The organism is Allobosea sp. RIT-PG3_2 (assembly GCF_057321085.1).
In genome coordinates this window covers 862,164-885,017 of the sequence record NZ_JBXWCA010000001.1, presented here as the reverse complement: position 1 = coordinate 885,017, position 22,854 = coordinate 862,164, and the positions used below count along the sequence as shown (strand labels likewise).

23 protein-coding genes, 1 tRNA gene and 1 riboswitch are annotated in these 22,854 nt (G+C 65.0%); of the genes, 13 read left to right on the top strand and 11 right to left on the bottom strand.

All coding sequences use genetic code 11. The features are described 5' to 3' along the window. Positions 1-388: 388 nt before the first annotated feature. Positions 389-1,138 carry an SDR family NAD(P)-dependent oxidoreductase gene (locus AC2FAN_RS03995; protein ID WP_476806816.1) on the bottom strand — a complete coding sequence of 250 codons (750 nt, stop codon included), beginning with the start codon at positions 1,136-1,138 and terminating at the stop codon, positions 389-391. Positions 1,139-1,717: 579 nt separating this feature from the next. Between AC2FAN_RS03995 and AC2FAN_RS03990 the strand changes: the two genes are divergently transcribed. From AC2FAN_RS03990 to AC2FAN_RS03975, 4 genes are read left to right on the top strand one after another with little or no spacing between them, the layout of a single operon-like run. After that, positions 1,718-2,356 carry a lysophospholipid acyltransferase family protein gene (locus tag AC2FAN_RS03990; protein WP_476806852.1) on the top strand — a complete coding sequence of 213 codons (639 nt, stop codon included), beginning with the start codon at positions 1,718-1,720 and terminating at the stop codon, positions 2,354-2,356. Then, positions 2,353-3,303 carry a phosphatidate cytidylyltransferase gene (locus AC2FAN_RS03985; RefSeq protein WP_485172787.1) on the top strand — a complete coding sequence of 317 codons (951 nt, stop codon included), beginning with the start codon at positions 2,353-2,355 and terminating at the stop codon, positions 3,301-3,303. Before AC2FAN_RS03990 ends, AC2FAN_RS03985 begins: the two co-directional genes overlap by 4 nt. Further along, complete coding sequence (locus AC2FAN_RS03980) at positions 3,288-3,689, top strand: hypothetical protein (RefSeq protein ID WP_485172786.1); 402 nt, start codon at positions 3,288-3,290, stop codon at positions 3,687-3,689. Before AC2FAN_RS03985 ends, AC2FAN_RS03980 begins: the two co-directional genes overlap by 16 nt. A 3-nt stretch (positions 3,690-3,692) precedes the next feature. After that, positions 3,693-4,334: a CDP-alcohol phosphatidyltransferase family protein gene (locus tag AC2FAN_RS03975; protein ID WP_485172785.1), complete on the top strand. Its 642-nt coding sequence runs from the start codon at positions 3,693-3,695 to the stop codon at positions 4,332-4,334. A 62-nt stretch (positions 4,335-4,396) separates the two neighbouring features. On the opposite strand, the gene AC2FAN_RS03970 is transcribed toward AC2FAN_RS03975, so the two are convergent. From AC2FAN_RS03970 to AC2FAN_RS03950, 5 genes are all read right to left on the bottom strand, one after another. Next, the gene (locus AC2FAN_RS03970; protein ID WP_485172784.1) at positions 4,397-5,878 is read right to left on the bottom strand and encodes a M81 family metallopeptidase; all 1,482 of its coding nucleotides are present in this window, start codon (positions 5,876-5,878) and stop codon (positions 4,397-4,399) included. A 43-nt stretch (positions 5,879-5,921) separates the two neighbouring features. Further along, the gene (locus AC2FAN_RS03965; protein ID WP_485172783.1) at positions 5,922-6,767 is read right to left on the bottom strand and encodes an ABC transporter permease; all 846 of its coding nucleotides are present in this window, start codon (positions 6,765-6,767) and stop codon (positions 5,922-5,924) included. 10 nt (positions 6,768-6,777) lie between these two features. Further along, positions 6,778-7,710 (bottom strand): ABC transporter permease, encoded by a 933-nt coding sequence (locus AC2FAN_RS03960; RefSeq protein WP_485172782.1) that lies wholly within the window; start codon positions 7,708-7,710, stop codon positions 6,778-6,780. Between the two features lie 135 nt (positions 7,711-7,845). Beyond that, entirely contained in the window at positions 7,846-9,414 is a 1,569-nt protein-coding gene (locus AC2FAN_RS03955; RefSeq protein WP_485172781.1) for an ABC transporter substrate-binding protein, read from the bottom strand. Between the two features lie 53 nt (positions 9,415-9,467). Continuing rightward, positions 9,468-10,346, bottom strand: a complete 879-nt coding sequence (locus AC2FAN_RS03950) for a MurR/RpiR family transcriptional regulator (RefSeq protein ID WP_265052711.1) — start codon at positions 10,344-10,346, stop codon at positions 9,468-9,470. A gap of 144 nt (positions 10,347-10,490) precedes the next feature. Between AC2FAN_RS03950 and AC2FAN_RS03945 the strand changes: the two genes are divergently transcribed. The 4 genes from AC2FAN_RS03945 (at position 10,491) to cls (ending at position 14,913) form a co-directional block, all read left to right on the top strand. Beyond that, the gene (locus tag AC2FAN_RS03945) at positions 10,491-11,762 is read left to right on the top strand and encodes an NAD(P)/FAD-dependent oxidoreductase (protein WP_485173049.1); all 1,272 of its coding nucleotides are present in this window, start codon (positions 10,491-10,493) and stop codon (positions 11,760-11,762) included. A gap of 496 nt (positions 11,763-12,258) precedes the next feature. Further along, positions 12,259-12,684, top strand: a complete 426-nt coding sequence (locus AC2FAN_RS03940) for a DUF1236 domain-containing protein (RefSeq protein ID WP_265052713.1) — start codon at positions 12,259-12,261, stop codon at positions 12,682-12,684. Between the two features lie 74 nt (positions 12,685-12,758). Next, the gene (locus AC2FAN_RS03935) at positions 12,759-13,037 is read left to right on the top strand and encodes a hypothetical protein (protein ID WP_485172780.1); all 279 of its coding nucleotides are present in this window, start codon (positions 12,759-12,761) and stop codon (positions 13,035-13,037) included. A 541-nt stretch (positions 13,038-13,578) separates the two neighbouring features. Beyond that, entirely contained in the window at positions 13,579-14,913 is a 1,335-nt protein-coding gene (gene cls, locus AC2FAN_RS03930) for a cardiolipin synthase (RefSeq protein ID WP_485172779.1), read from the top strand. Between the two features lie 129 nt (positions 14,914-15,042). On the opposite strand, the gene AC2FAN_RS03925 is transcribed toward cls, so the two are convergent. Both AC2FAN_RS03925 and AC2FAN_RS03920 read right to left on the bottom strand, forming a co-directional pair. Beyond that, positions 15,043-15,327, bottom strand: a complete 285-nt coding sequence (locus tag AC2FAN_RS03925) for a hypothetical protein (RefSeq protein WP_485172778.1) — start codon at positions 15,325-15,327, stop codon at positions 15,043-15,045. A 414-nt stretch (positions 15,328-15,741) separates the two neighbouring features. After that, positions 15,742-15,832 (bottom strand) — tRNA-Ser (locus AC2FAN_RS03920). Between the two features lie 210 nt (positions 15,833-16,042). Further along, positions 16,043-16,144, top strand: a riboswitch (TPP riboswitch). Positions 16,145-16,226: 82 nt separating this feature from the next. Between AC2FAN_RS03920 and thiO the strand changes: the two genes are divergently transcribed. Genes thiO through AC2FAN_RS03900 form a run of 4 tightly spaced genes read left to right on the top strand, consistent with a single transcriptional unit; the run spans position 16,227 to position 18,801 of the window. After that, positions 16,227-17,222, top strand: coding sequence for a glycine oxidase ThiO (gene thiO, locus AC2FAN_RS03915; RefSeq protein ID WP_485173048.1), 996 nt, complete (start codon positions 16,227-16,229; stop codon positions 17,220-17,222). Beyond that, positions 17,206-17,403, top strand: coding sequence for a sulfur carrier protein ThiS (gene thiS / locus AC2FAN_RS03910; protein WP_265052737.1), 198 nt, complete (start codon positions 17,206-17,208; stop codon positions 17,401-17,403). Before thiO ends, thiS begins: the two co-directional genes overlap by 17 nt. A gap of 1 nt (position 17,404) precedes the next feature. Next, entirely contained in the window at positions 17,405-18,178 is a 774-nt protein-coding gene (locus tag AC2FAN_RS03905; protein ID WP_485172777.1) for a thiazole synthase, read from the top strand. Between the two features lie 14 nt (positions 18,179-18,192). Beyond that, entirely contained in the window at positions 18,193-18,801 is a 609-nt protein-coding gene (locus AC2FAN_RS03900) for a thiamine phosphate synthase (protein WP_485173047.1), read from the top strand. A 165-nt stretch (positions 18,802-18,966) separates the two neighbouring features. On the opposite strand, the gene AC2FAN_RS03895 is transcribed toward AC2FAN_RS03900, so the two are convergent. The 3 genes from AC2FAN_RS03895 to AC2FAN_RS03885 form a co-directional block, all read right to left on the bottom strand. Continuing rightward, positions 18,967-19,281: an Rdx family protein gene (locus AC2FAN_RS03895; protein ID WP_265052739.1), complete on the bottom strand. Its 315-nt coding sequence runs from the start codon at positions 19,279-19,281 to the stop codon at positions 18,967-18,969. Positions 19,282-19,414: 133 nt separating this feature from the next. Beyond that, on the bottom strand, positions 19,415-20,908 hold the full coding sequence (locus AC2FAN_RS03890; protein WP_485172776.1) for a carboxypeptidase M32: 1,494 nt from the start codon (positions 20,906-20,908) through the stop codon (positions 19,415-19,417). Positions 20,909-21,077: 169 nt separating this feature from the next. Continuing rightward, the gene (locus AC2FAN_RS03885; RefSeq protein ID WP_485172775.1) at positions 21,078-22,169 is read right to left on the bottom strand and encodes an NADH:flavin oxidoreductase/NADH oxidase; all 1,092 of its coding nucleotides are present in this window, start codon (positions 22,167-22,169) and stop codon (positions 21,078-21,080) included. 200 nt (positions 22,170-22,369) lie between these two features. Between AC2FAN_RS03885 and AC2FAN_RS03880 the strand changes: the two genes are divergently transcribed. Continuing rightward, complete coding sequence (locus AC2FAN_RS03880) at positions 22,370-22,846, top strand: MarR family winged helix-turn-helix transcriptional regulator (protein WP_485172774.1); 477 nt, start codon at positions 22,370-22,372, stop codon at positions 22,844-22,846. Positions 22,847-22,854 lie beyond the last annotated feature (8 nt).

Below are 22,854 nucleotides of genomic sequence, written 5' to 3'. Positions count from 1 at the left end.
TAATGCTGCGGCCACATCAAGGTCGCGTTGCCTCAAGGGTAGACTCAGACCCTGACGCAGCCGGTCAAAAGCGCGCCAGTGATCATTTTTCGAGACTTTCCTTCACACAGGAAATCCGGCCGGAAGCCGCTTCGCTCCCGGCAGCGAATGGAACGGCGATGCACGTTCGCCAAGCGAATGGGACACGCCATCGATGCAGCGTGACCGCCGCAGCCATGACATCGAGGGCTACAGGAAGCCCGCCCGGTGGCGGGGGGCTTCCCGGCATATGCGCCATGAAACTTCGCGTGGCCATCGAGCCGCACCTGCCTGATCCGCAGCTTCTGCCGAGCAAATGCAACCGGCGTGTTCGCGACGGAGCCATTACCGCTGCGTCGACGAACCGAGATCAGGGTCCTACGAGTTGCCCGCCGTCGACGACGATGGTCTGGGCGGTGACCCAGCTGGCCTTGTTGGAAGCGAGGAAGAGCACGACCTCGGCGACTTCCTCGGGCTTGCCCATCCGGCCGAAGGGGATGCTGGCCAACGTCGCTTGATAGAGTTCGGGGTTCGACGTCTTCCGATCCTCCCACGAGCCGCCCGGGAACTCGATCGAACCGGGCGCGACACCATTCACCCGGATACCCTTGCGCGACAGCATCTTCGCCTGGCTCGCGGTGTAATGCATCACCGCCGCCTTGATGGCGCCGTAGGGCGCCGCACGCGATGAGGCACGCAAGGCCGAGATCGACGAGATGTTCACGATCGACGAGCCCGGCTTCATATGGGGGATCGCCGCATGGCTACCGCGGACAATAGCCATCATGTCGACGTTGAGCGAGGCGGCCCAGCCCTCCTCATCGTCCGAATGGCCGAAGCCGGAGGCGTTGTTGACGAGGACGTCCAGCCCGCCAAGAGCCTTCACCGCCTCGGGCACATAGGCCTCGATCGCGCTTGCGTCGGCGAGATCGACGCTGGCCCCGTGAGCCGTGACGCCGAGCGCCGCGATTTCCCTGCGCGTTGCCTCGAGCGGTCCGGCGCCCCGCGCACAGATCGAGACGGACGCGCCGCCGGCCGCGAACCTCAGCGCGATGGAGCGCCCGATGCCGCGGCTGCCGCCCATCACGATCACTCGTTTGCCGGTGAATTCCTTGACCATGCGGGCACTCCTCCTGATCGCCTGACGGCACCTTTGGCGGTGCCGAAGGACTCGGTTTGAAGGCCCTTCAACATGGCGCGCGGAGTCGTGTAAAGGCGGATGGGCAGTTTTCAGCTCTGGCTCATCTGACGCTGGGCCGGAGCAACCGGAATTGTGACGCTCACCTGCTGGAGAGCCCGCCCTCCGGACGCCACTCGATGTTCGGAAATGGTGCGATCCGGTGCCGCTTCGGAATAATCTCACCGGGATCGGCAAGCACGACATGTGCAACGCAATTCCCTGGCGGTGAATTCAATATGACCAGTTTCCGACAGATGAGAAGCTATTCGGTAATGGCACTGCCGCGCCGAAGGTTCGGTTCAGATTCTCTATCGCCCCTTACGGGCCGGAGAGCCTCAATTTCAGTCTCATCTTGACGATTTGGGCCATCGACCGGCGGAACAACGTTCGGCATCCCCGCGAATGCGGATCTTCGCGGCGTTGATCCAGCCCTCCGAAACCAATTCGGACTCCAAAACAATATCGACAGCGTCGGAATTGAACGCTACCTCAGCGATGGGCGACAAGCGGGGCGGGGATATGCGGGGAGCGTTGGTCAGATTGGCGGGCACGCTGATCCTGTTCTTTGCCCGCTTCCTGACTGCTGTCCGTGGGCGGTGGGAAGGCGTGGCGCCGGCCGCCGAGCAGCAGATCTATTACGCCAATCATGCGAGCCATGGCGACTTCGTCCTGATCTGGACCGTTTTGCCGCGTCGGATGCGATTTGCGACCAGGCCAGTCGCGGGCAGCGATTACTGGCTGAAAAGCCGCATGAGGCGCTTCATCGGTTGTGATGTCTTCAACGCGGTTTTGATCGATCGCGATCGCGCCAGCCGGACACGTGATCCGATCGTCCAGATGACAGAAGCGCTGGATGCCGGCTCGTCCCTGATCGTCTTCCCCGAAGGCACGCGAAATATGACGCAGGCTCCGCTCCTGCCGTTCAAAAGTGGCCTGTTCCATCTTGCGAAGGCGCGTCCGAACGTCGCCCTCGTGCCGACCTGGATCGACAACCTCAACCGGGTCATGCCGAAGGGCGAGTTCGTGCCCATCCCGCTGATCTGCACCGTCACTTTCGGCGCGCCGCTCCGGCTTGCCGAAGCGGAGACCAAGCAGGATTTCCTGGCCAGGTCGGAGGCGGCCCTGCTCGCCCTGTCACCGAAGTCGAACATGTCATGACCATGCCGCATCCCGATCTGGTCGCTGTGCTGGCCGGCCTGCTCGTCGTCCTGATCGCGGCTTCCGTCGTCGGCTACGCGCTGCAGCGCAGGCTGTCGCCCGACGGGTCGCATGCTGTGGTGGAGAACCTGAACGACCGCATCCGGGCCTGGTGGGTCATGGTTGTGCTGATGGGGCTGGCGCTGATCGGCGGCAAGACCGGCGTAACGCTGCTCTTCGCGTTCTGCTCCTTCGCAGCCCTGCGTGAGTTCATTACGCTGACCGATACGCGCCGGGCGGACCACTGGGCGCTGGCGGCGGCCTTCTTCATCGTGCTGCCGGTGCAGTACTACCTGATCTGGATCGAGTGGTACGGGCTCTACTCGATCTTCATCCCCGTCTACGCCTTCCTGCTCATGCCGATCATCGCCGCCTTGCGCGGCGACACCGACCATTTCCTCATGCGCATCGCCGAAGTGCAGTGGGCACTGATGATCTGCGTCTTCAGCACCTCGCATGTGCCGGCGCTGTTGAGCCTCGACATCGCCGGCTACCAGGGACGCAACGTCCTGCTGATCGCCTTCCTCGTCATCGTCGTGCAGATCAGCGACGTCCTGCAATATGTCTGGGGCAAGCTGCTCGGCCGCACCAAGATCGCGCCGAAGCTCTCGCCCTCGAAGACGGTCGAGGGTTTCGTCGGCGGCGCGCTCAGCGCCACCGCCGTCGGTGCCGGCCTGTCCTGGATGACGCCGTTCACGCCGCTCCAGGCCGCCTTCCTCTCGCTGGTCATCGTCCTCCTGGGCTTCTTCGGCGGGCTCGTCATGTCGGCGATCAAGCGCGATCGCGGCGTCAAGGATTGGGGCCATCTGATCGCTGGCCATGGCGGCTTCATCGACCGGCTCGATTCCGTTGTTTTCTCCGCTCCGATCTTCTTCCATCTGGTCCGCTACGGATGGTCGGCCGTATGACCTGGCCGCTCGCACGCCTGATGCGCAGCAGCGTCGTCCATGTCGCCTTCGCTTTCGTCGCGATGGGCAGCTGGGCGGCCTTCGCCAACCGCGCCCATCCAATGCCGGCGCCGCTCCATGCGGGCCTGTTGCAGGGCGCGATCTCGGCTTCGATCACGCTGGTCCTGAAGCGCTGCATCGAATATCTCGCCAGCCGCTTCTCCGGCGTGGCCGCATTGCTGGGGCCGCCGGTGATCGCCGGCCTCGTCTCGGCGAGCCTGCTGACGATCCTCCACACGATCGGCGGCACGCCCGAGATCCTCCGCACCATCGCCGTGCCGCTCACCGTCGCGACGAGCTACGCCGCGCTCTACAATTATTCGCTCTGGCGCATCCGGAAGGCCTGAACCATGGCGAAGGACGAGAATCGACGCCCGCTCGCCAGCCGCGATTCCGGCTGGGCGCGCGCCATCGCCCGCAGGCTGAGCGCTGCTGCAGTGACGCCGAACCAGATCTCGATGGCAAGCATGGTGATGGCCGCCTTCGCCGGCGTGGCGTTTTGGCAGGCGGGTACGGCCGGGGCAGGCACCCGCGTGGCCCTTCTTCTGGCGGCTGCGCTGTTCTGCCAGTTCAGGCTGCTCTGCAATCTCTTCGACGGAATGGTGGCGATCGAAGGGGGTAAGCAGGCGCCCGATGGGCCGTTCTGGAACGAGTTCCCCGATCGCGTTGCCGATATCCTGATCCTTGTCGGCGCCGGTTACGGGGTTGGCATTCCAGCCTTGGGTTGGGCGGCTGCCGGTTTTGCAGTCCTGACCGCTTACACGCGTGAACTCGGTCGCGCCTGCGGGCTGCCGGCCGATTTCTCCGGCCCGATGGCCAAGCAGCACCGTATGGCGGTGATCACCATGGCGGCCCTCCTGTCACTGTTGGAGCCGCTTTGGCGCGGCCACAACGAGGTGCTGATTATCGCTCTCTGGATCATCGCCGCAGGGGCCGCTTTAACCGCTCTCAGGCGAGCAATGAATGCCGCACGGGGGTTGCGCGCGCGCTGAGCTGCCGCGCGCTCGGCGCGGTAAAGGCGGAATATGCACGCCCCTCGAGCTGACGTCCGCTGTCATTTATCAAGCGGGAAGATCGGCCGGCGGGCGCGGCGATAGGGCAGCTTGGTCAGGTCCGGCGTGCAGAGCGCGCCACTGTCGCAGACGATCACCTTGCCGGCGATCGGCTCGAAGGCGGCCCGGAAATGCTGCATCGACTTCAGCCCGACGATGCGCTTCGCTGCTGGATCGATACCGAAGGCGCGGAACTGCTGCAGGTCGTTCATCTGCGCGCGGATCGTGGTGACGAGGATTTCAATGTCGCCGACGCGCAGCACGGCGCAGGGCCCCCAGCTCGCGTGCAGCCCGCCCATCATCGGCCCGTCCCCGACATAGTCACCGTCGCTCAGGCTGACGAGCGTGCCGGTGACGGAAAGCGGCCCGCCGCCGATCTCGGGATCGACCTTGCCGCCGAGCCTGACGGACACTGCCGTGCCTGGCTGTGCCCGGTGCAGTTCGGCAGCAGTCTCCGGATCGACGATCGGGCCGAAGCAGGCATCCTTGAGATCGGCCGCGATCATGCCTTCGAGCAGCCCTGTCGCATCGCCATAGCCCCCGCCGCCGGGATTGTCGGCATAGTCCGCGATGATCAGCGGGCCGGATGTCGCGACATAGGCGGCCGCCTCCGCGACGGCGTCGTCCACCGAGAGGAAGGGCGTCACCATCTCGAAGCGGCACTGCCACATGTCATCGACCAGCGCCTCGGCGAAGCCGCGATGCCGGTCGAGATCGCCCTGGCAGGTCACGAGGACGGTGGGGCCGACCTCTTCGATATCGGCATTGCCGAAGCCGCCATTGACGCTGACGGCGAAGACATCCGTCTGCTTCTCGTAGGCCTTTGCCTTGGCGATGCGCTCGACCATCGGGCCGATATCGGTGCGCCCGCCATTGACCTCCTCCAACATCGGCCGTTCGGCACGCAAGGTCACCGGCCTGATCTCGCCCGCCATCGTGCGCTGCATGATGTCGGCGGCCAGCCGCCCGGTCTCGCGGACGTCGACATGCGGATAGGTCTTGTAGGAGACGACGATATCAGCCAGCTCGGTCATCTTCCGGGTGACGTTTGCGTGGGGATCGAGCGTGATGCCGATCGGCACGTCGGGGCCGAGAACAGCGCGCAGCCGCTCCAGCAATTCGCCTTCGCCATCCTCGCAGAACTCCGTCACCATCGCGCCGTGCAGGCCGAGCAGCACGCCGTCGATCGTCCAGGCATGGGCTTTGGCCGCATTGACGATCACGTCGGCGATGCGATCGAAGGCATCGCGCGTCACCGGGCCCGAGGGCTGGGCGGCGGCGCTGATCGCATGGATTACCCGCCAGCCGGCCGGGCGGCCGATGTCGAGGAATCCGGCGATCGGGGTATTCGCCTCCCCACGCTCCGTGATCGCCTCGTCGCCAAGCCGGATGCCGCGATCCGTGAAGGCGGCATAATCGGCCGGGCAGCGGCTGAAGGTGTTGCTCTCATGCGAGAACTCGGCGGTCAGCACGGTGAAGGTCATGGCGTTCCCTGCGGTCTCTCTTTTTTCTGTCCGATGGTGGTCGTCAGCCGTCGCGCAGCGGCCGGCGGATATCGAGCGCCTCGATCAGCGCGTCGCCGAACAGGTTGATGGCGATGACGGTGGTGGCGATCACGAGGCCGGGGAAGATGATGATCCAGGGCGCGATGAAGATCTGCGCCGTACCGGAACTCATCATCGCCCCCCAGCTCGGGACCGGCGGCTGCGCGCCGAGCCCGAAGAAGCCGAGCGTCGCCTCGAGTACGATGGCATCGCCCGTCGCGAGCATCCCGGCGACGATGACAGGCGTCATCGCGTTGGGCAGAAGATGGGCGAACAGCACGCGCCCAGGCCCCGCGCCAGCCGTCACCGCCGCATCGACGAAGAGTTCGCCCCGGAGCGCCATCACCTGCGCCCGCGTCAGCCGGGTGAATTGCGCGAGATAGGCAATGGCGATGGCGATCGCGGTGGAATGCAGCCCCGGCCCGAGGATCGCGATCAGGATCAGTGCCAGCAGGATTTCCGGGAAGGACCAGGTCAGGTCGACGATGACGGTGACGACCCGGTCGAAGACGCCGCCGAAATAACCGGCTGCGGCGCCGAGCGTCGCGCCTGCGATCACCGAGAGTGCGATGGAGAGCACACTGACGCTGAGCGAGGTGCGCGCGCCCTGGATGATCCGCGAGAGCAGATCGCGCCCGAACTCATCCGTGCCGAGCCAATGCGCTGCCGAGGGTGGCGTGTTGGCGATGGAGAGTTTCTGCGCGGCATAGTCATAGGGCGCGATCCAGGGCGCGAAGATCGCGCAGAGCACGAGCGCGAGCAGGAAGAGCGCGCAGATGGCGCCGCGCGGCGAACGGGCCAGGCGGCCTGCAAGGGACGGACGGCTCATCTTGCACCCATCATCTTGCACCCATGGCTTCGCGCAGGCGCGGATCGAGTGCCGCCTGGGCCAGGTCGCCGAGCAGCGTGCCGAGCATCACCGCTATGGCGAGCATCAGCAGGCAGCCCTGCACCAGCGGATAATCGCGCTGCCCGAGCGCCGTGATCAGCAGGGAGCCCAGGCCCGGCCGGGCGAAAACGTATTCCACGGTGACGGCGCCGCCGAGAATCCAGCCGATCCGCAGGCCGAGAATGGTCATCACCGGCAGCATCGCCTGCTGGAGCACATGGCGGAGCTGGATGCGCCAGAACGGTACGCCCTTGGCCTGAAGCACGCGCACGAAGTCGCGGCCGGCGATCTCGATCATCGCTGCGCGGGTCACGCGGGCGATCAGCGCGGTGCCGCCGATGCCGATGGTCAGCGCCGGCAGGACCAGCGCATCCCAGCTGCGCGCGCCCGAGACCGGAAACCACTCGAACTGCACGGCGAACATCAGGATCATCAAGAGCGCCAGCCAGAAGCTCGGCAGCGTCGAGCCGAGCAGGATGAAGCCCATCACGGTCCGGTCGAACAGGCTGTCGCGGAAGGAGGCGGCGAGCACGCCGGTCACGATCCCGACCGTCGTCGAGAAGAGGAGAGCCGCGCCGCCGAGCGCGAGGCTGTGCGGCATGTTCTCCGCGATCAGCCGCGCGACGGGCTGGCGCATCACGATGGCGTCGCCAAGATCGCCGGTGACGATCTTGGCGAGCCAGCGCCCGTACTGGACGAGGAGCGGCTGGTCGAGGCCGTAGCGGGCGATCATCTGCGCTCGCTGCTCGGGCGACGAGCCGACCTGGATCAGATGCTCCAGCGGGTCGCCCGGCACGAGATGGATGATCATGAAGATCACCAGCGAGACGGCGAGGAACACCGGCACCAGCATGGCGAACCGGCGGATCGCAAAGCGCAGCAAGGATCTCTCCCGTGTGCGGCCATGGCCTAGAGCATCGGACCGAAAAGTGGGATCCACTTTTCGGAAGAATCCGATGCGGCAACAGAAAGATAGATCGCCGTTGTCGCGTCCTATCGGACGCGCAGCGATCTAGGCTCAGTTCGCCGGAGCGATGTCGAGCATCGTCGGCCCGTAGAGCCCGGTCCCGCGGATCTTCTCCGGCATCACGATGCGCTTGCCATAGGCGAGGCTCTGCGCCGGCTGGTAGATCGGTGCGAACGGGTACTGCGACAGCACGTACTCATGATACCTGGTGAAGTTCGCGACGCGCTCGTCCCAGGTCTTCGACTTGTTCATGGCGATGTCGTTCAGCCGCTCCGCTTCCGGGTCGTTGAACATCGAGACGTTGGGATAGCCTGCCCGCTTCGCAGCGAAGAACCAGTCGACGATGTCGGCATTGGTCCACTGATAGGAGCGGATCGCGAGCTGGTGCTCGGTCTTCTTGCGATACTGGGCATTGATCGACCCGGCGTCGACGATGCTGATATCAGCCTGCATGCCGACGGCCTTGAGCTGCGCCTGGACGATCTCGACGAGGCGCTTGAACTCGGTGCCGTTCTGGGTCCAGAGCTTCACCTCGAGGCGCTTGCCGTCCTTGACGCGGATACCGTCGGGGCCTGCCTTCCAGCCGGCTTCATCGAACAGCTTCTTCGAGCGCTCCGGATCGTAGGAAATCCTGGCCTTCGGATCGACCTGCGACTCCCTGAGCGAGGAAATCAGGAAGGTGTCCGCAGCCGCGCCGTTGCCGCCGTAAAGGCTGTTCAGGATTTCCTTCTGGTTGACGGCGAAAGCGGTCCCCTCGCGCACCTTGATGTCGGTGAACGGCTCTACGCTGGTGTTGATCGGCATGTAGACCAGCTCGTTGCCGGGAATGGTCACGAGCTTCACTGCCTTGTCGGCCTGGATGCGCGGCAGGAAGTCGGTCGGGACGTTGACCAGCATGTCGGCGCCGCCCGTCTTCAGCTCGAGATAGGCCGTCGATTCCTCCCCGATCTCGCGGAAGGTCAGCTTCTTGAACTTGGCGGGCCCCTTGTTGGCCGACAGGTCGGAAGCCCAGGCGTAGTCGTCGTTGCGGATCAGAACGGTCTGCTGGCCGACGGTGAACTGCTGCATCTTGTAGGGGCCGGTGCCGATCGCCTCCGTCACGCCGAACTTGTCGCCGAGCGCCTCGAAGGCCTTCGGCTCGGGAACGCACATGAACGATGTGGCGAGGTTGAACAGCAGGTTTGGATCCGGGTGCTTCATGTGGAAGCGCACGGTCAGGTCGTCGACGACCTCGACGCGCTCGATCGCCTCGACGGTGAAGGCGTTCTCGGTGCCCTTGAACTGGGGCACCCACCACTCGATCGTCTTGGCGTTGAACGGCTCGCCGTTATGGAATTTCACGCCGGGCTTCAGCTTGAAGGTCCACTGCATGCCGTCGGGGCTCGATTCCCATGAGGATGCGAGCTGGCCATGGAAGCTCTGGTCGGCGTCCTGCACGACGAGACGGTCGAAGATCAGCGTCGTCGCCGTGTTGAGCTTGGTCGCCTTGGTCGGGTTGTAGGTCGGCGCGCCGACGAGACGCGCGGTCATCACGAACGTCGCCTCCTGTGCCGACGCCACGGTTGCGGCGAGGGTAGCGAGACCCAGCGCCAGCAGGCTCCCTTTCATCATCGTCTTCATCCCGTTTCCCCTTTTGTTTCGAGATGCTGCGAAGGCGTGGATGGCAGCGACCGTCAGCCGAGCGGGCCGGAGTTGTCGCCGACATGGCCGGTGAAGCGGCCGTAGAGTTCCGCCATGCGGTTCAGCCGTTGCTCGACCTGCGGGCCGAGCTCGACGAAGACGGCGTTGATCATGAGGTTGCTCAGGCTCGCCATATGGGCGGTCGAATCCCAGAACAGGTTGAACTCGGTCGAGACGACCAGCATCTCGTCGACCAGTTCGCGCCCCCAGTCGCAAAAGGAATCGGTGACGAGGGTGGTCGCGATGCCTGCGGCCTTCGCTTCCTGCGCCAGTAGCTTGGCCATGCGCGAGTAGCGCCGCGCCTCGAAGATGACGAGGCAGCGACCAGCCTCGCCGGAGAGCAGCAACTCCGAGAAATTGCCGGCGGCGAGGTCGACCAGATGCACGCCGTCGCGCAGGTATTGGAGCTGATTGGCGAGATACTGCGCGAGCCCGCGCTCGGTCTGAAAGCCGGTGACGTAGACCGACGGCGAGGTCGCCAGCCGGCGCGCCACGCGCTTCCATTCCTCGCTCTGGGCGAGTTCGTAGAGCCTGACGAGGCCGGCGATCTCGAGCTGCAGGCTGCGCGCGAGCTGGTCGTCGCCTGCGAGGCTGCGCTGCTGGAAATCCCGCAGCCGGTCGCTGATCAGCCAGGGCCTGTCGCCGATCTCCTCGGCGAGGCTCGACTTGAGGTCCTTCAGGCTCTTGTAGCCGAGCGTCCGGCAGAAGCGCCCGACCGTCGGCTCGCTGAGCGAGACCTTCTCCGCCAGGCTGGCCGCGGTCTCGAAGGGCAGGCTCGGCATCTGCGCCAGCATGTAGCTCGCCAGCGCCTTGTCGGCCCTGGAGCCGTTGGCGAGGCAAGCCTGCAATCTCTGGCGGAGAGTCTGCGACATCGAAAATCCCTGCGATGCCTCATCAAGAAATTTTTCTTTCAGAGTGTCAAAGGATTTTTATTTTCTTGCAAATCGCTTCGGTTTGAGGCTCGTCTTCGGCTATGCCCCTTGTCGGGCGAGGTGGGGACGGGTCTGCCCGGCGCGATGACGACTGCAACACGACAGGCCCAAACACGGCAGGCGGACGTGATCGTGCTCGGGGCCGGCATCATCGGCGTCAGCGTCGCCCTGCATCTGCAGGAACGCGGCCGCACCGTCCTGCTGGTCGATCGCGGCGAGCCGGGAGCGGAAACCAGCCATGGCAATGCCGGGCTGATCGAGCGTTCCTCCGTCGTTCCCTACGCTTTCCCCCGAGATCTCGCGACGCTCGCCGCCTTCGCCTCGAACCGATCCATCGCCGTGCGCTACCGGCCGGCGACTGTGCTGCGGATGGCGCCCTGGCTGGCGCGCTACTGGTGGAATTCGGCACCGGACCGGCTCGACAGGTTGGGCCGCGCCATCCTGCCGCTGATCGAGCGCAGTATCTCGGAACACCGGCACTGGACGAAAGCCGCCGGCACCGAAGCGCTGATGCGGGGGGAGGGGTGGATCGAGCTCTACCGCAACCCTCGCGCCCTTGAGCAGGCGGTCCGTACTGCGACTGAGCTGCAGCGCTACGGGCTCACCTATGATGTGCTCGAGCTGGGCGCGTTACGCAGCCGCGAGCCTGCTTTGCTGTCCGGCGCCGTGGCCGGTGCGTTGCATTGGCGCGACCCCGTCACCGTCAGCGATCCAGGCGCGGTGACGCGCGCCTATGCCGAGCTTTTCTGCGCGCGTGGCGGCGCGCTGACGAAGGCTGACGCTTTCGCCTTGCGTCACGAAGGCACGGAATGGCGCCTGCCGACCGATGCCGGAAACTGGCAGGCACCGGAACTCGTCGTCGCGCTGGGGCCTTGGTCGGGCGATTTCTGCGAGCGTTTCGGGTATCGCTTCCCGATCGGCTTCAAGCGCGGCTATCACATGCATTACGAGGCCGTGGACGAGGCGACGCCGCAGCATCCGCTTTGCGACGCGCAGGCCGGTTTCGTGTTGAGCCAGATGCGGCGCGGCATTCGCCTGACCACCGGCATCGAGCTCGCCGGCCGCGACGAGCCGTCGGATTCCTGGCAGCTCGACAGGGCGGAGCAGATCGCGCGGCGGATCATGCCGCTCGGCCGGCGCCTCGACGCCGAGCCCTGGCGCGGCGCGCGCCCCTGCCTGCCCGACATGCTGCCGGTCATCGGTCGCGCTCCCCGGCATCGCAACCTGTGGTTTGCGTTCGGCCATGCCCATCACGGCTTCACGCTGGGGCCGGCCACCGGGCGGCTTCTGGCGGAAGCGATGACAGGCTTGCCAACATTCTGTGACCTCGAGCCCTTCGCGGCCGATCGCTTCTAGGTGCGTATCGACTTCCGAGGAACAGGTGGCGCTCGCTTGCGCTGCTTCGGCTAACGGAGACAAGGCAAAGTTCGCCGGTCCAGAATGTAGGGCCCGCGCCTCGCCGTCGATCTGAACAGCAGCTCGATCCGTGGCCTGTGGCTGATCGACCACGATCACACCGACCTCGAACTTGCAGACGTCGGTCGTGTCCGCATCGGGCTGTGCGTGGTTTAGCCAGGAAGACCGTGCTCGGAATGACCAGCGCTGCAAATGCCAATCATTGCGGCCTCCCGAATGTACGCCGGTTTCAATCGATGCGTCGTTGTCACGCCAGGGTTTCCGCCGGGCACGCAAAGGTTTGCGCAAACGCCCAGGCAGAAATGGAAGCGGCGGCGGCACAACCTTGAGCAAGCGCTCGCGCTAAGCCTCTCATTATGAACGGTTATTCATGGAACACGCAATCCGGCCAGCCGTTTTGCTAAGCGGCGGGGGAGCCATCAAAGGGAGAAGTACCATGATCAAGAATCTTGTTGTGGTCGCCGCGCTGGCCATCGTTCCGGCGACCGCGTTCTCGCAGTCTAATTCTGGCGCGGCCGGTGGAGCCGCAAGCGGCGCGGCCACAGGTGCGGTCGGCGGCGCGATCGTCGGCGGACCGGCCGGGGCGGCCGTGGGTGCGGTCGGCGGTGCTGCTGCGGGCGCGATTGTCGGCGGAATCGCGGCCGACCAGCGCACCGAGTTCCGCACTTATGTGAGGGAACAGAAGATGCCGTCGGTGGCTTACCGCGAGAAGGTGGTCGTCGGCGCAACCTTGCCCGACACGGTCACCTATCGTGAGGTTCCGACCCGCTATGGCAAGACCGAATATCGCTACACGGTGATCAACGACCAGACCGTCCTGGTCGAGCCAAAGACACGCAAGATCGTTCAGATCATCGAATGATCAACGGGAGCCCACTCGTGACCGGGTGGGCTCCTTCGATCGGGTTCACCCTGATCAACCAAGGAGACAACGCCATGTTACGGCCAATCCTGATCGCCGCTGCTGTCGCGGCCACCGCCGCCTTCAGCGCTCCTGCCCAGGCGCAGGTCCAGTTCGAGTTCGGAATCGACCGGCCGGGATATGACGGCCCGCGCTATCACGAGCCCCGTGGCTACCGCTTTGCTGGGGAGCGGCGTGGCTTCCAGGGGCCCGCTGTGCTCGATGACGACGATGACGATTGCCGTATCGTCATAAAGCGTCGGGTCAATCGCTATGGCGAGGTTGTCGAGCGCCGTATGCGCATCTGCGACTGACGTCTGGCGCCGTGCAGCGGGTGTGTTGATTTCCAGAGCCCGCTGCTTGGCATGTGATTATCGCGATGCTTCTTTGAGGAGGAACCGATGCGAAAGTTAATCTTCGTTGCAGCAGCCATGCTGAGCTTCGGCTCGCCATCGACGTCCCAAGCCGCCCCTGTGGCAGGTCTGACGAGCCTGGAGGCGCCTGGCCATATCCAACAGATAAAGAATGGTGGCCACGGGTACAAAGGCCACAAGGGTTGGCACGGTTCGCGCCATTGGCACCATGGACATGGCTACGGTCGCTATTATGGGGGGCCGCCTCCGCATGCTCGCGCCTATGGCAGGCGAGCTCGCGACTTCGGCTATTATCGCTATTGGTAAGCCTGAGAGCGCCGGCCGCGATAGAACGCATTTCGCCCAGTTGCGCACCTGAAACCGACAGCAGCAAACCAAGACGCTGAAACGGTTTCGGGTGCTTGGGGTGGGTGGTCTTCTCTGGCTGGGGCAGCGCTGTGTTGGCTACGACACCTATCGTCTCGCAGGTTGCTTATACCTGATGCCGATCTTCGTTGAATTCGAGAACTTCGTTGCCGTACTGGCGGGGGGCCGCATGAAGTTCGCAAAATACCCTTTTGCCATTGCCGTTCTATCAGCTGCGGCCGGCGTCATCGGATGCCTGATCGTCGCCAACCTTATGCCTGAGCGGAGGGACCTGCAGCAGCCGCTGCCTCACCATCTCGCATCTTCCGACGATCAGTTCAGGACCTCGATGGGAGCACTTTTCGGCTCCAACGCCATCCCCGGCAACAAGGTCGAGACGCTCGTCAATGGGAACGAGATTTTCCCTTCCATGCTTCGTGCCATTCGCGGCGCCAAGAACACGATCACGTTCGAGACCTACATCTACTGGCGAGGCGATATCGCGGACCAATTCGCCGATGTGCTGTCTCAGAAGGCCCGCGATGGAGTGAGCGTGAAGGTTCTTCTCGACTGGGTTGGCAGCATCCCGATGGAGGAGAGGCTCATAGAGCGAATGCAGACGGCCGGCGTGGAGGTGGTCAAATTTCGTCCCGTCAAATGGAGCACGCTGGACCGGATCAACAACCGGACACACCGGAAGCTCCTCATCGTCGACGGCCGGATCGGGTTCACCGGCGGCGTCGGTATCGGTGACGAATGGAATGGCGATGCCAGGACTGCGGCCGAGTGGCGCGACAATCACTATCGGCTCGAAGGACCCGCGGTTTCGGAATTGCAGGCCGCGTTCGCCGAACACTGGATCGAGGCAACAGGCGAGTTATTGATGGGAGACCGGTTCTTCCCGTCCATCAAACCCGATGGACAGCTGGATGCCCAAGTCGTCGTCAGCTCGACTCATCAACGCAACGTCATGCATCTCATGCTGATGACGGCGCTTGCCGCGGCTCAAAAGAGCATCCGGATCGGCACCCCTTATTTCGTTCCTGACGCGATCACGCGACAGCAATTGCTGGAGGCGAGAAAGCGCGGCGTGGACATCGAAATCATCGTGCCGGGCGAGAGGACCGATGCGCGCCTTGTCCAGAAAGCATCGCGGCATTTTTGGGGAGAATTGCTCGAGGCCGGCATCAAGATCCATGAATTCGAGCCAACGATGTATCACTGCAAGCTCGTGATCGTCGACGACGTCTGGACCTCGGTAGGCTCCACCAACATCGACGAGCGCGCCCTTCGCCTGAACGACGAGGCGAACATCAATTTCTACGATCGGGAGTTCGCACGCCATCAGATCGCGATGTTCTTGTCCGATCTGAAGCGCTCGACACCCTACACGATAACCAAATGGCGACAGAGACCCATGAGCGAGAGATTCTCCGACTGGCTGGCAGGCCTTCTGCGCACACAGATTTAGGCGGCGGCAAGGGTGGATCATAGCAGGTGCCCGCTCATCGCGCTGGCCAACCCACCGGCACTTGAAGGGGCGAGGGGTTCTCGATTGATACCCGGTTTGGGCTATTGCCGCAGGCGAGACATCATGCGGTCAATGTTCTTGCTTATCTTCGGTTACATCGACGCGAATATCCAACGGGGTCGGCGTGTCTTCGGCGACGGCCAAGAACTGCTGCACTGCGCCCGACACCAGTGCAGCTCGGTCGCTCGTGCCCGACTTCCAAAGGCCGATGATGATGTGAGCCAAACGTTCCCGCTGAGCGGAAACCATGAGCGGATCCGAGATGGAATCGCTGCCAATCGCGCTCCACGCCTCTTCGAAACCTGCTTCCAACACGGCGAATTCTTCAGGCTCGACAAGGGAACGAAGTGGCATGGGTCTCGTTTGCTGCTCGATGAGGAAAGGGGTCTCTCATTGGAATGATTTTAAGTTAGCTCGCGACTAGCGATGTGTCGCCATGAATTTTAGCCGCCTCGACGTCCGGCTCTGGGGAGAGTGCTCGCGAATGTCGTGGCGTGTGTGACCCGCCCGTCCGGCGGCCTGTCATGCAGCTCGTAACGCTTGCTGCGCTGATCGCCCAGCGTCGAACTGTTTCGCCTCTATCACACACCTTGGCTCGACGGGTCGGGCTATCGAATCAATATCAATTGACGACGCAGGACCATCGACTTTCTGTCGAGCAGCCCCTGATGTTCCAAAGCCGGCCGTTGCGCGCTTTGTGAGACAGTTTTGTTAGAACCGTCGCGACTCGGGAAGTAAATACGCGATTTCAGGATGTTAGAGAGGGAGTGGCGGAGACGGAGGGATTCGAACCCTCGATACCCTTGTGGGGTATGCTCATTTAGCAAACGAGTGCCTTCAGCCTCTCGGCCACGTCTCCGGCGAGAGGCTCTATGCCCGATTGCAGCGCCCTTTGACAAGCCTTGCCGACAACTTCCTTCGGGTTCGCTGTGCATGTTGGCAGCAGAGGGCGCAGAGCACTCCTTCGCACGGGAGCGCTAGGTGGGCGGCGCCCCTCCAGGCGGCGCTCGTTGCAACGGCGTCTTGCGTCGGTTTGCCTTGCCCCGGGGTGATCCGCTTATTAGATTGCGTCTGTCCGTTGGGGTGCCGAAAGGCTGAGAGGTGCGCGTCGCGCCAACCCATCGCACCTGATCCGGGTAATGCCGGCGAAGGGAACGGTCTTCGGCTCGCAGACAAAGCTGCTCGCGCCTTTGGCCGCTGCCTTCCCGGGAGCAGGGAAAAGCATGGCGGCTGCATCCAGCCCTTATCGGAACATGAACGTCGCGGTGGTCGGCGCCGGTGTCGTTGGCCTTGCCTGCGCCACCGAACTGGTCGCGCGCGGGGCGCAGGTCACCATCCATGAGCGCGGCCCGCGCATCGGTGCCGCAGCCTGCTCATGGTATGCCGGCGGCATGCTCGCCCCTTGGTGCGAGGGCGAAAGCGCCGAGGAGCCGGTGATCCGGCTGGGCCATGAGGCAGCGGGCTGGTGGGAGCGGCACGCGGACGGGGTGGTTCGCCGGGGCACGCTCGTCGTCGCGCCGAGCCGTGATCGCTCGGAGCTGCGCCGCTTCGGCCAGCGCACCAGCCATTTCGAGGAGATCGATGGCGAGGCGATCGCTGGGCTGGAGCCCGATCTCGCCGGGCGCTTTTCGCGCGGGCTGTTCTTCGCTGACGAGGCGCATCTCGATCCGCGCAAGGCGATCGCGGCCTTGGCCGAACGCCTCCTTGCAAAGGGCGTGGCGGTGCATTTCGACAGCGCGGTCGAACCGGCCGATCTCGATGCCGAGATCGTCCTCGACTGTCGGGGGCTTTCGGCGCGCGACGTCCTGCCTGATCTGCGCGGCGTCAAGGGCGAGATGCTGTTGCTGAAGAGCGACGAGGTCCGCTTGTCGCGCCCCGTAAGGCTGCTGCATCCGCGCATCCCGCTCTACATCGTTCCGCGGGCCGGCGGCATCTTCATGGTCGGCGCGACGATGATCGAGAGCGGCGAGCGCAGCCGCATCTCGGCCCGCTCGATGCTGGAGCTGCTCGGCGCGGCCTATGCGCTGCATCCCGCCTTCGGTGAGGCGGAGGTCGTCGAGATCGGGACCGATGCGCGCCCGGCCTTCCCCGACAACCTGCCGCGGCTGACGCGCCGCGGCCGGGTGATCCATGTCAACGGGCTCTACCGTCACGGCTTCCTGCTCAGCCCCGCCATGGCGCGGATGGCGGCGGATGCCGTGATGAACCCGCAATCACGACCGGAGATGCTGCATGACCTTGCTGCTTAACGGCGCGCCGCAGGAGATCGCCGCGAAGACGCTGGCCGAGGCGCTGGCCGAGCTCGGCTATGCCGGCCGCATCGTCGCGACGGCGGTGAACGGCGATTTCGTGCCGGCTCGCAAGCGCGCTGAAGTGATCTTGAACGACGGCGACCGCATCGAGGTCGTCGCCCCGATGCAGGGAGGCTGAGATGGCATCCTTCTATGGCTTCGAGCCGCAAAACCCGCTTTTCCTCGGCACGGCGCAATATCCGTCGCCCGCCATCCTCGCCGAGGCGGTGAAGCGCTCCGGCGTCGAGGTCGTCACCGTTTCGCTGCGCCGGGAATCGTCCGGTGGCGCGGCGGGGCAGGCGTTCTGGGCGCTCATCCGCGAGCTCGGCGTCAAGGTGCTGCCGAACACAGCGGGCTGCCACACGGTGAAAGAGGCGGTGACCACGGCGCAGATGGCCCGCGAGGTCTTCGGCACCGACTGGATCAAGCTCGAGGTCATCGGCGAGGACGACACGCTTCAGCCGGATGTGATCGCGCTGGTCGAAGCCGCCCGCATCCTCGCCGATGACGGCTTCAAGGTCTTCCCCTACACGACAGAGGACATCGTCATCGGCGGGCGCCTGCTCGACGCCGGCTGCGAGGTGCTGATGCCCTGGGGCGCGCCGATCGGATCGGGCAGGGGGCTCAACAACCCGTACGGGCTGCGGACCATGCGCCAGCATTTCCCGGATATTCCACTCGTCGTCGACGCCGGCATCGGCCTGCCCTCCCATGCCGCGCAGGCGATGGAGCTGGGCTATGACGGCATCCTGCTCAACACGGCCGTCGCCAGGGCAGGGGACCCGGCCGCGATGGCGGAGGCCTTCGCGCTCGCCATCCGCGCAGGCCGGCTCGCTTTCGAGGCGCAGCCGATCGAGGCGCGCGACATGGCAGCTCCCTCCACGCCCGTCATGGGCAAGGCCTTCCTGGCATGAAAGACCTGTCTCGCATGAAGCTCGATCCGTTCTATCCCATCTTCGACAGCGCCGACTGGCTGGAGCGGATGCTGCCGCTCGGCGTGAAGCTGGTGCAATTGCGCGTCAAGGATCGGCCCGAAATCGAGGTTGCCCGCGAGATCGCTCGCGCCAAGCGGCTCTGCGCGGCAGCTGGCTGCGTGCTCGTCGTCAACGACTACTGGAAGCTCGCCATCGCGGAGGGCTGCGATTTCCTCCATCTCGGTCAGGAGGATCTCGACACCGCCGATCTCGGCGCGATCCGCAAGGCTGGCCTCAAGCTCGGCGTCAGCAGCCATGACGAGGCCGAGCTGGAGCGCGCGCTGGCGACGGAGCCGGATTATGTCGCGCTCGGCCCGGTCTATCCGACAATCCTCAAGCAGATGCGCTTCGGCCCGCAAGGGCTGGAGCGGCTTGGCGAGTGGAAGCGCCGCATCGGCGACCTGCCGCTGGTCGGCATCGGCGGCATTTCGCTGGAACGCGCGCCGGGCGTTTTCGACGCCGGCGCCGACATCGTGGCAGCCGTGACCGACATCACGCTGAACGCCGATCCCGAGGAGCGGTTGAAATCCTGGGTGGCGGCGACGCGGAAGCACGCGGTCTGAAGAGGCGCGCCGTTGCGCCTCCGGATATGGCACGGAACCACTCGGTCATCCCGGACAAGCTGCGAAGCAGCGCAGATCCGGGATCCATCGTAGAGCGCGGAGCCCTACGATGGATCCCGGCGCTCCGCTTTGCTGCAGCCGGGATGACGACGTAATTCCTAAGTCTCAGCTCTCCGCTTCCGTCGACATCGTGTGCCCGTCGACATGGCCGAGGCTGCGCTCGGGGTCGAGCCGGTCGCGCACGCGCTGCTTCAGCACCTTGGAATCCGGGAATCCGCCATCGGTCTTGCGGTCCCAGATCAGCTCGCCGTCATAGGTGATCTGGAAGATGCCGCCCGTGCGCGGGATCAGCGCGACCTCGCCGAGATCCTGCCCGAAGGTGGAGAGCAACTCCTGCCCCAGCCAGGCCGAGCGCAGCATCCAGTTGCACATCGAGCAATAGGTGATGGCGATGCGGGGGGCGGGCTTGGTCTGGGTCATGATCGGTCACCGAAGCGGGAGGTCGTTTCCGACATCCCGCTTCCGGCCCCTTGATGCAAGCCCGAAAGCGGCATGGCGGATCAGCATGAAGCCGCGGACAAGTCTTTGTTTCGAATAAATAAAATCAGAAAGATCAAGCCTCTTCGATATAACGGCGGCGCAGATGCGCCTTGAACACGGAGGCGTCGAGCGGCCGGCCCGTCGCTTCGGTGAGCAGATCGTCGGTCGGGAGCAGAGAGCCCTTGCCGTGGATGTTGGCGCGCAGCCAGCCGACCAGCGGGCTGAAATCGCCCTTGCCGATGCCGGGCAGGATGCCTGGCTCGGCCCGGCAGGCGGCGTCGAAGATCTGCGCCGCCGTCATCGCGCCGAGCGTATAGGTCGGGAAATAGCCCCAGCCGCCGGAGGGCCAGTGGATATCCTGCAGGCAACCGACCCGGTCGTCGGGCACGGTGACGCCGAGCAGGGATTTCATCCCGGCGTTCCAGGCGGCAGGCAGTTCGGCGAGCGGCATCTCGTTGGCGATCAGCGCCTTCTCCAGCCGGTAGCGCAGGATGACATGGGCCGGATAGGTCACCTCGTCGGCATCGACGCGGATGAAGCCGGGCTCGACGCGCGTATAACGGTGCCACATCGCCTCGGTCTCCCAGGCGGGGCCGGCGCCACCGAAGCTCTCGCGCATCAGCGGCGCGGCGAAGGCGAGGAACTGGCGCGAGCGACAGGCCTGCATCTCCATCAGCAGCGACTGGCTTTCATGGATACTCATGCCGCGCGCGGCGCCGACCGGCTGGTTCATATGGCCCTGTGGCCGGCCCTGCTCGTAGAGCGCATGGCCGGTCTCGTGCAGCACGCCCATCAGCGCCTTGGTGAAGTCGGCCTCGTCGTAGCGCGTGGTGATGCGCACATCGTTGTCGGCACCGCCGCAGAAGGGATGGGTCGAGATGTCGAGCCGCCCGCGCTCGAAATCGTAGCCTAGCGCTGCCATCAGGCGCAGGCCGAGCGCGCGCTGTGTCTCGGTCGCGAACGGACCTTCGAGCGCCGGCAGTGCCGGCCGGCGCGCCTGCACCGCCATCGCTTCCTGTGTGAAGCCGGGCAGGAAGGCGGCGAGATCGTCGAAGAGCCCGTCGATCTTTGCCGAGCTGCCGCCTGGCTCATAATCGTTGAGCAACGCGTCGTAGGGCGAGACGCCGAGCTTCTCGCCCTTGGCCTTGCCGATCTGGCGCTGGAGGTTCAGCACCTCGGCGAGATAGGGCAGCAACCCCGCGAAATCGGAATCGACCCGCGCTTGCCGCCAGCGCATCTCGCAGGCCGAGACCGCCTTGCTCGATGCCTCGACGAGATCGGCGGGCAGCGCGGTGTCGACCGTCCAGACGCGCCGGATCTCGCGCAGGTTGGCCTTCTCCCAGGCGCCGAGACCGCCGTCGTTTTCGGCCTCCGCGAGCCAGCCGCCGATGCGGGCGTCTGTCGCCAGGCCGTGGCGCATCACATGCAGCAGCGCCATGCTTTCGGCCCGCGTCTCGGCGGCGCCTTTCGGCATCATCGTGTCATTGTCCCATTGCAGGATGCCGACGGCGTTGGAGAGCGCGGCGATGCGGCCGAAATGGGCGGCGAGGTCGGAATAGGCGGTCATGTCTCGGCGTTTCTCGCGATTCTACGGGGCTTGATATCGCACGCGGTCACCCCGGGCGACCGGAGGGAGACCCGGGGTCCATGCCGGAGTGCTTCCGAAGAAGCTTTAGGCATGGATCCCGGATCTGCGTTTCGCTCCGTCCGGGATGACCGGGAGCAGCAAGACGAACTCAGGCGAACAGCTTGGAATACTGTCGCGGCTGAGAGCGCAGATACTGGTTCGGCGCCTTGACGCTGGCGCCGAGCTCTGCCGCCGCATGCCAGGGCCAGCGCGGATTGTAGAGGATGCCGCGCGCCAGCCCGATGAGATCGGCTTCGCCGGTGCCGACGATCGCCTCGGCCTGCTCCGGGTCGGTGATCAGGCCGACGGCGATCGTGGTGATTCCCGTTGCCTGCTTCACGGCCCGCGCGAGCGGAACCTGGTAGCTCGGGCCGAGCGGGATCTTCTGGGCCGCCGAGAGCCCGCCGCTGGAGACATGGATGAAGTCGGCGCCGCGCGCCTTGGCTGCCTCGGAGAAGGTGATGCTATCCTCGATATTCCAGCCGCCTTCGACCCAGTCGGTGCCGGAGATGCGGAAGCCGACCGGGAAACCCGCCGGCACCACCGCGCGCACCGCGTCCAGGACTTCCAGCGGGAAGCGCATGCGGTTCTCGAGCGAGCCGCCATATTCGTCCTCGCGCCTGTTCGAGAGCGGCGAGAGGAACTGGTGCATCAGATAGCCGTGCGCGCCGTGCAGTTCGATGGCTGCCAGACCGAGCCGGACGCTCCGTCGTGCCGAATCCGCGAAGGCCTCGCAGAGCCGCGCGATGTCGTCCTTGGTGAGCGCACGCGGCGGCCGCGGATAGGTCTCGAAGCCGATCGTTGAAGGTGCATGTACCGTCCAACCGCCCTCGTCGAGGCCGAGCTGGCCGCCGCCGTTCCAGGGCTGCGCGACGGAGGCCTTGCGCCCCGCATGCGCCAATTGGATCGCGATCGGCATGTCCGACCAGGCGCGGGCGGATTGCAGCGCCTTGCCCAAGGCCGCCTCCGTCTCGTCCGACCACAGGCCGAGATCGAAGGGGCTGATGCGTCCGTCCGGCTCGACGGCCGTGGCCTCGATGACGAGGAGCGCGGCGCCTGACAGTGCGAGGTGGCCGAGATGGATGGTGTGCCAGTCCGTGGCGCAGCCATCCTGCGCCGAATACTGGCACATCGGCGCGATGATGATGCGGTTGGCGAGCGTGAGGCCGCCAAGCTGATAGGGGCTGAAGAGCTGACTCATGTCGGGAGAACTTCTCGAAGAGGGCGCGTTTTCGGGCGCAGTCTAGAAGCGCTTGCCCGTGCGAAGCCAGAGGCGCGCGCGCAAAAGCGATGCGCGCTCAGGGCGGCGCTCCTCACGATTCCGCGCTTCTTATTGTGCAACCGCGAAATCGCCGTAATCTGACATACTATAAGCAGGCTTACGTTCTTGGAGATCGGTGTATGAAGCGACCCTTGCGGCGGGAATTCATGTTCCAGCTCGTCGAAACCTCCCGTCTGCTGCGGACCTATGTCGATCAGCGTGCCCGCCAGCACGGCACGACACGGGCGCAATGGGGCGTGATGGCTCGTTTGCGACGGCAGGAGGGGCTGAATCAGGCGGCTCTCGCCGAGCAGATGGATTTGCAGCCGATTTCACTCGCGCGCCTGCTCGATCGCCTGCAGGGGCAGAACCTGATCGAGCGCCGCGAGGACCCCGCCGACCGGCGTGCCTATCGGCTCTACCTTACCCCGGAAGGCCGCGCGCTGGTCGACGATCTCGATCAGGTGCGCACCGCGATCGCGCAGGAGGTGCTGGGCAGCGTCGAGGAGAGTTCGATTCTTGCGGCGCTGGAGGCGTTGGCCGCCATCCGCGAGCAGACCCGCCCCCAGCGGGAAGACAAGCTGCAGGTGCCGGCTGTCGCCGGCCAGACCGCCTGAACGAGTGG

Bases quoted from the DNA above. Each gene is read 5' to 3' on its own strand.
- AC2FAN_RS03950 (WP_265052711.1), bottom strand. From the start codon at position 10,346: ATGTCGCAGACTCTCCGCCAGAGATTGCAGGCTTGCCTCGCCAACGGC.
- AC2FAN_RS03970 (WP_485172784.1), bottom strand. From the start codon at position 5,878: ATGACCTTCACCGTGCTGACCGCCGAGTTCTCGCATGAGAGCAACACC.
- AC2FAN_RS03955 (WP_485172781.1), bottom strand. From the start codon at position 9,414: ATGAAGACGATGATGAAAGGGAGCCTGCTGGCGCTGGGTCTCGCTACC.
- AC2FAN_RS03990 (WP_476806852.1), top strand. From the start codon at position 1,718: ATGCGGGGAGCGTTGGTCAGATTGGCGGGCACGCTGATCCTGTTCTTT.
- cls (WP_485172779.1), top strand. From the start codon at position 13,579: ATGCCGATCTTCGTTGAATTCGAGAACTTCGTTGCCGTACTGGCGGGG.
- AC2FAN_RS03925 (WP_485172778.1), bottom strand. From the start codon at position 15,327: ATGCCACTTCGTTCCCTTGTCGAGCCTGAAGAATTCGCCGTGTTGGAA.
- AC2FAN_RS03895 (WP_265052739.1), bottom strand. From the start codon at position 19,281: ATGACCCAGACCAAGCCCGCCCCCCGCATCGCCATCACCTATTGCTCG.
- AC2FAN_RS03885 (WP_485172775.1), bottom strand. From the start codon at position 22,169: ATGAGTCAGCTCTTCAGCCCCTATCAGCTTGGCGGCCTCACGCTCGCC.
- thiO (WP_485173048.1), top strand. From the start codon at position 16,227: ATGAACGTCGCGGTGGTCGGCGCCGGTGTCGTTGGCCTTGCCTGCGCC.
- AC2FAN_RS03880 (WP_485172774.1), top strand. From the start codon at position 22,370: ATGAAGCGACCCTTGCGGCGGGAATTCATGTTCCAGCTCGTCGAAACC.
- AC2FAN_RS03980 (WP_485172786.1), top strand. From the start codon at position 3,288: ATGGTCGGCCGTATGACCTGGCCGCTCGCACGCCTGATGCGCAGCAGC.
- AC2FAN_RS03995 (WP_476806816.1), bottom strand. From the start codon at position 1,138: ATGGTCAAGGAATTCACCGGCAAACGAGTGATCGTGATGGGCGGCAGC.
- AC2FAN_RS03945 (WP_485173049.1), top strand. From the start codon at position 10,491: ATGACGACTGCAACACGACAGGCCCAAACACGGCAGGCGGACGTGATC.
- AC2FAN_RS03975 (WP_485172785.1), top strand. From the start codon at position 3,693: ATGGCGAAGGACGAGAATCGACGCCCGCTCGCCAGCCGCGATTCCGGC.
- AC2FAN_RS03905 (WP_485172777.1), top strand. From the start codon at position 17,405: ATGGCATCCTTCTATGGCTTCGAGCCGCAAAACCCGCTTTTCCTCGGC.
- AC2FAN_RS03985 (WP_485172787.1), top strand. From the start codon at position 2,353: ATGACCATGCCGCATCCCGATCTGGTCGCTGTGCTGGCCGGCCTGCTC.
- thiS (WP_265052737.1), top strand. From the start codon at position 17,206: ATGACCTTGCTGCTTAACGGCGCGCCGCAGGAGATCGCCGCGAAGACG.
- AC2FAN_RS03890 (WP_485172776.1), bottom strand. From the start codon at position 20,908: ATGACCGCCTATTCCGACCTCGCCGCCCATTTCGGCCGCATCGCCGCG.
- AC2FAN_RS03965 (WP_485172783.1), bottom strand. From the start codon at position 6,767: ATGAGCCGTCCGTCCCTTGCAGGCCGCCTGGCCCGTTCGCCGCGCGGC.
- AC2FAN_RS03940 (WP_265052713.1), top strand. From the start codon at position 12,259: ATGATCAAGAATCTTGTTGTGGTCGCCGCGCTGGCCATCGTTCCGGCG.
- AC2FAN_RS03935 (WP_485172780.1), top strand. From the start codon at position 12,759: ATGTTACGGCCAATCCTGATCGCCGCTGCTGTCGCGGCCACCGCCGCC.
- AC2FAN_RS03900 (WP_485173047.1), top strand. From the start codon at position 18,193: ATGAAGCTCGATCCGTTCTATCCCATCTTCGACAGCGCCGACTGGCTG.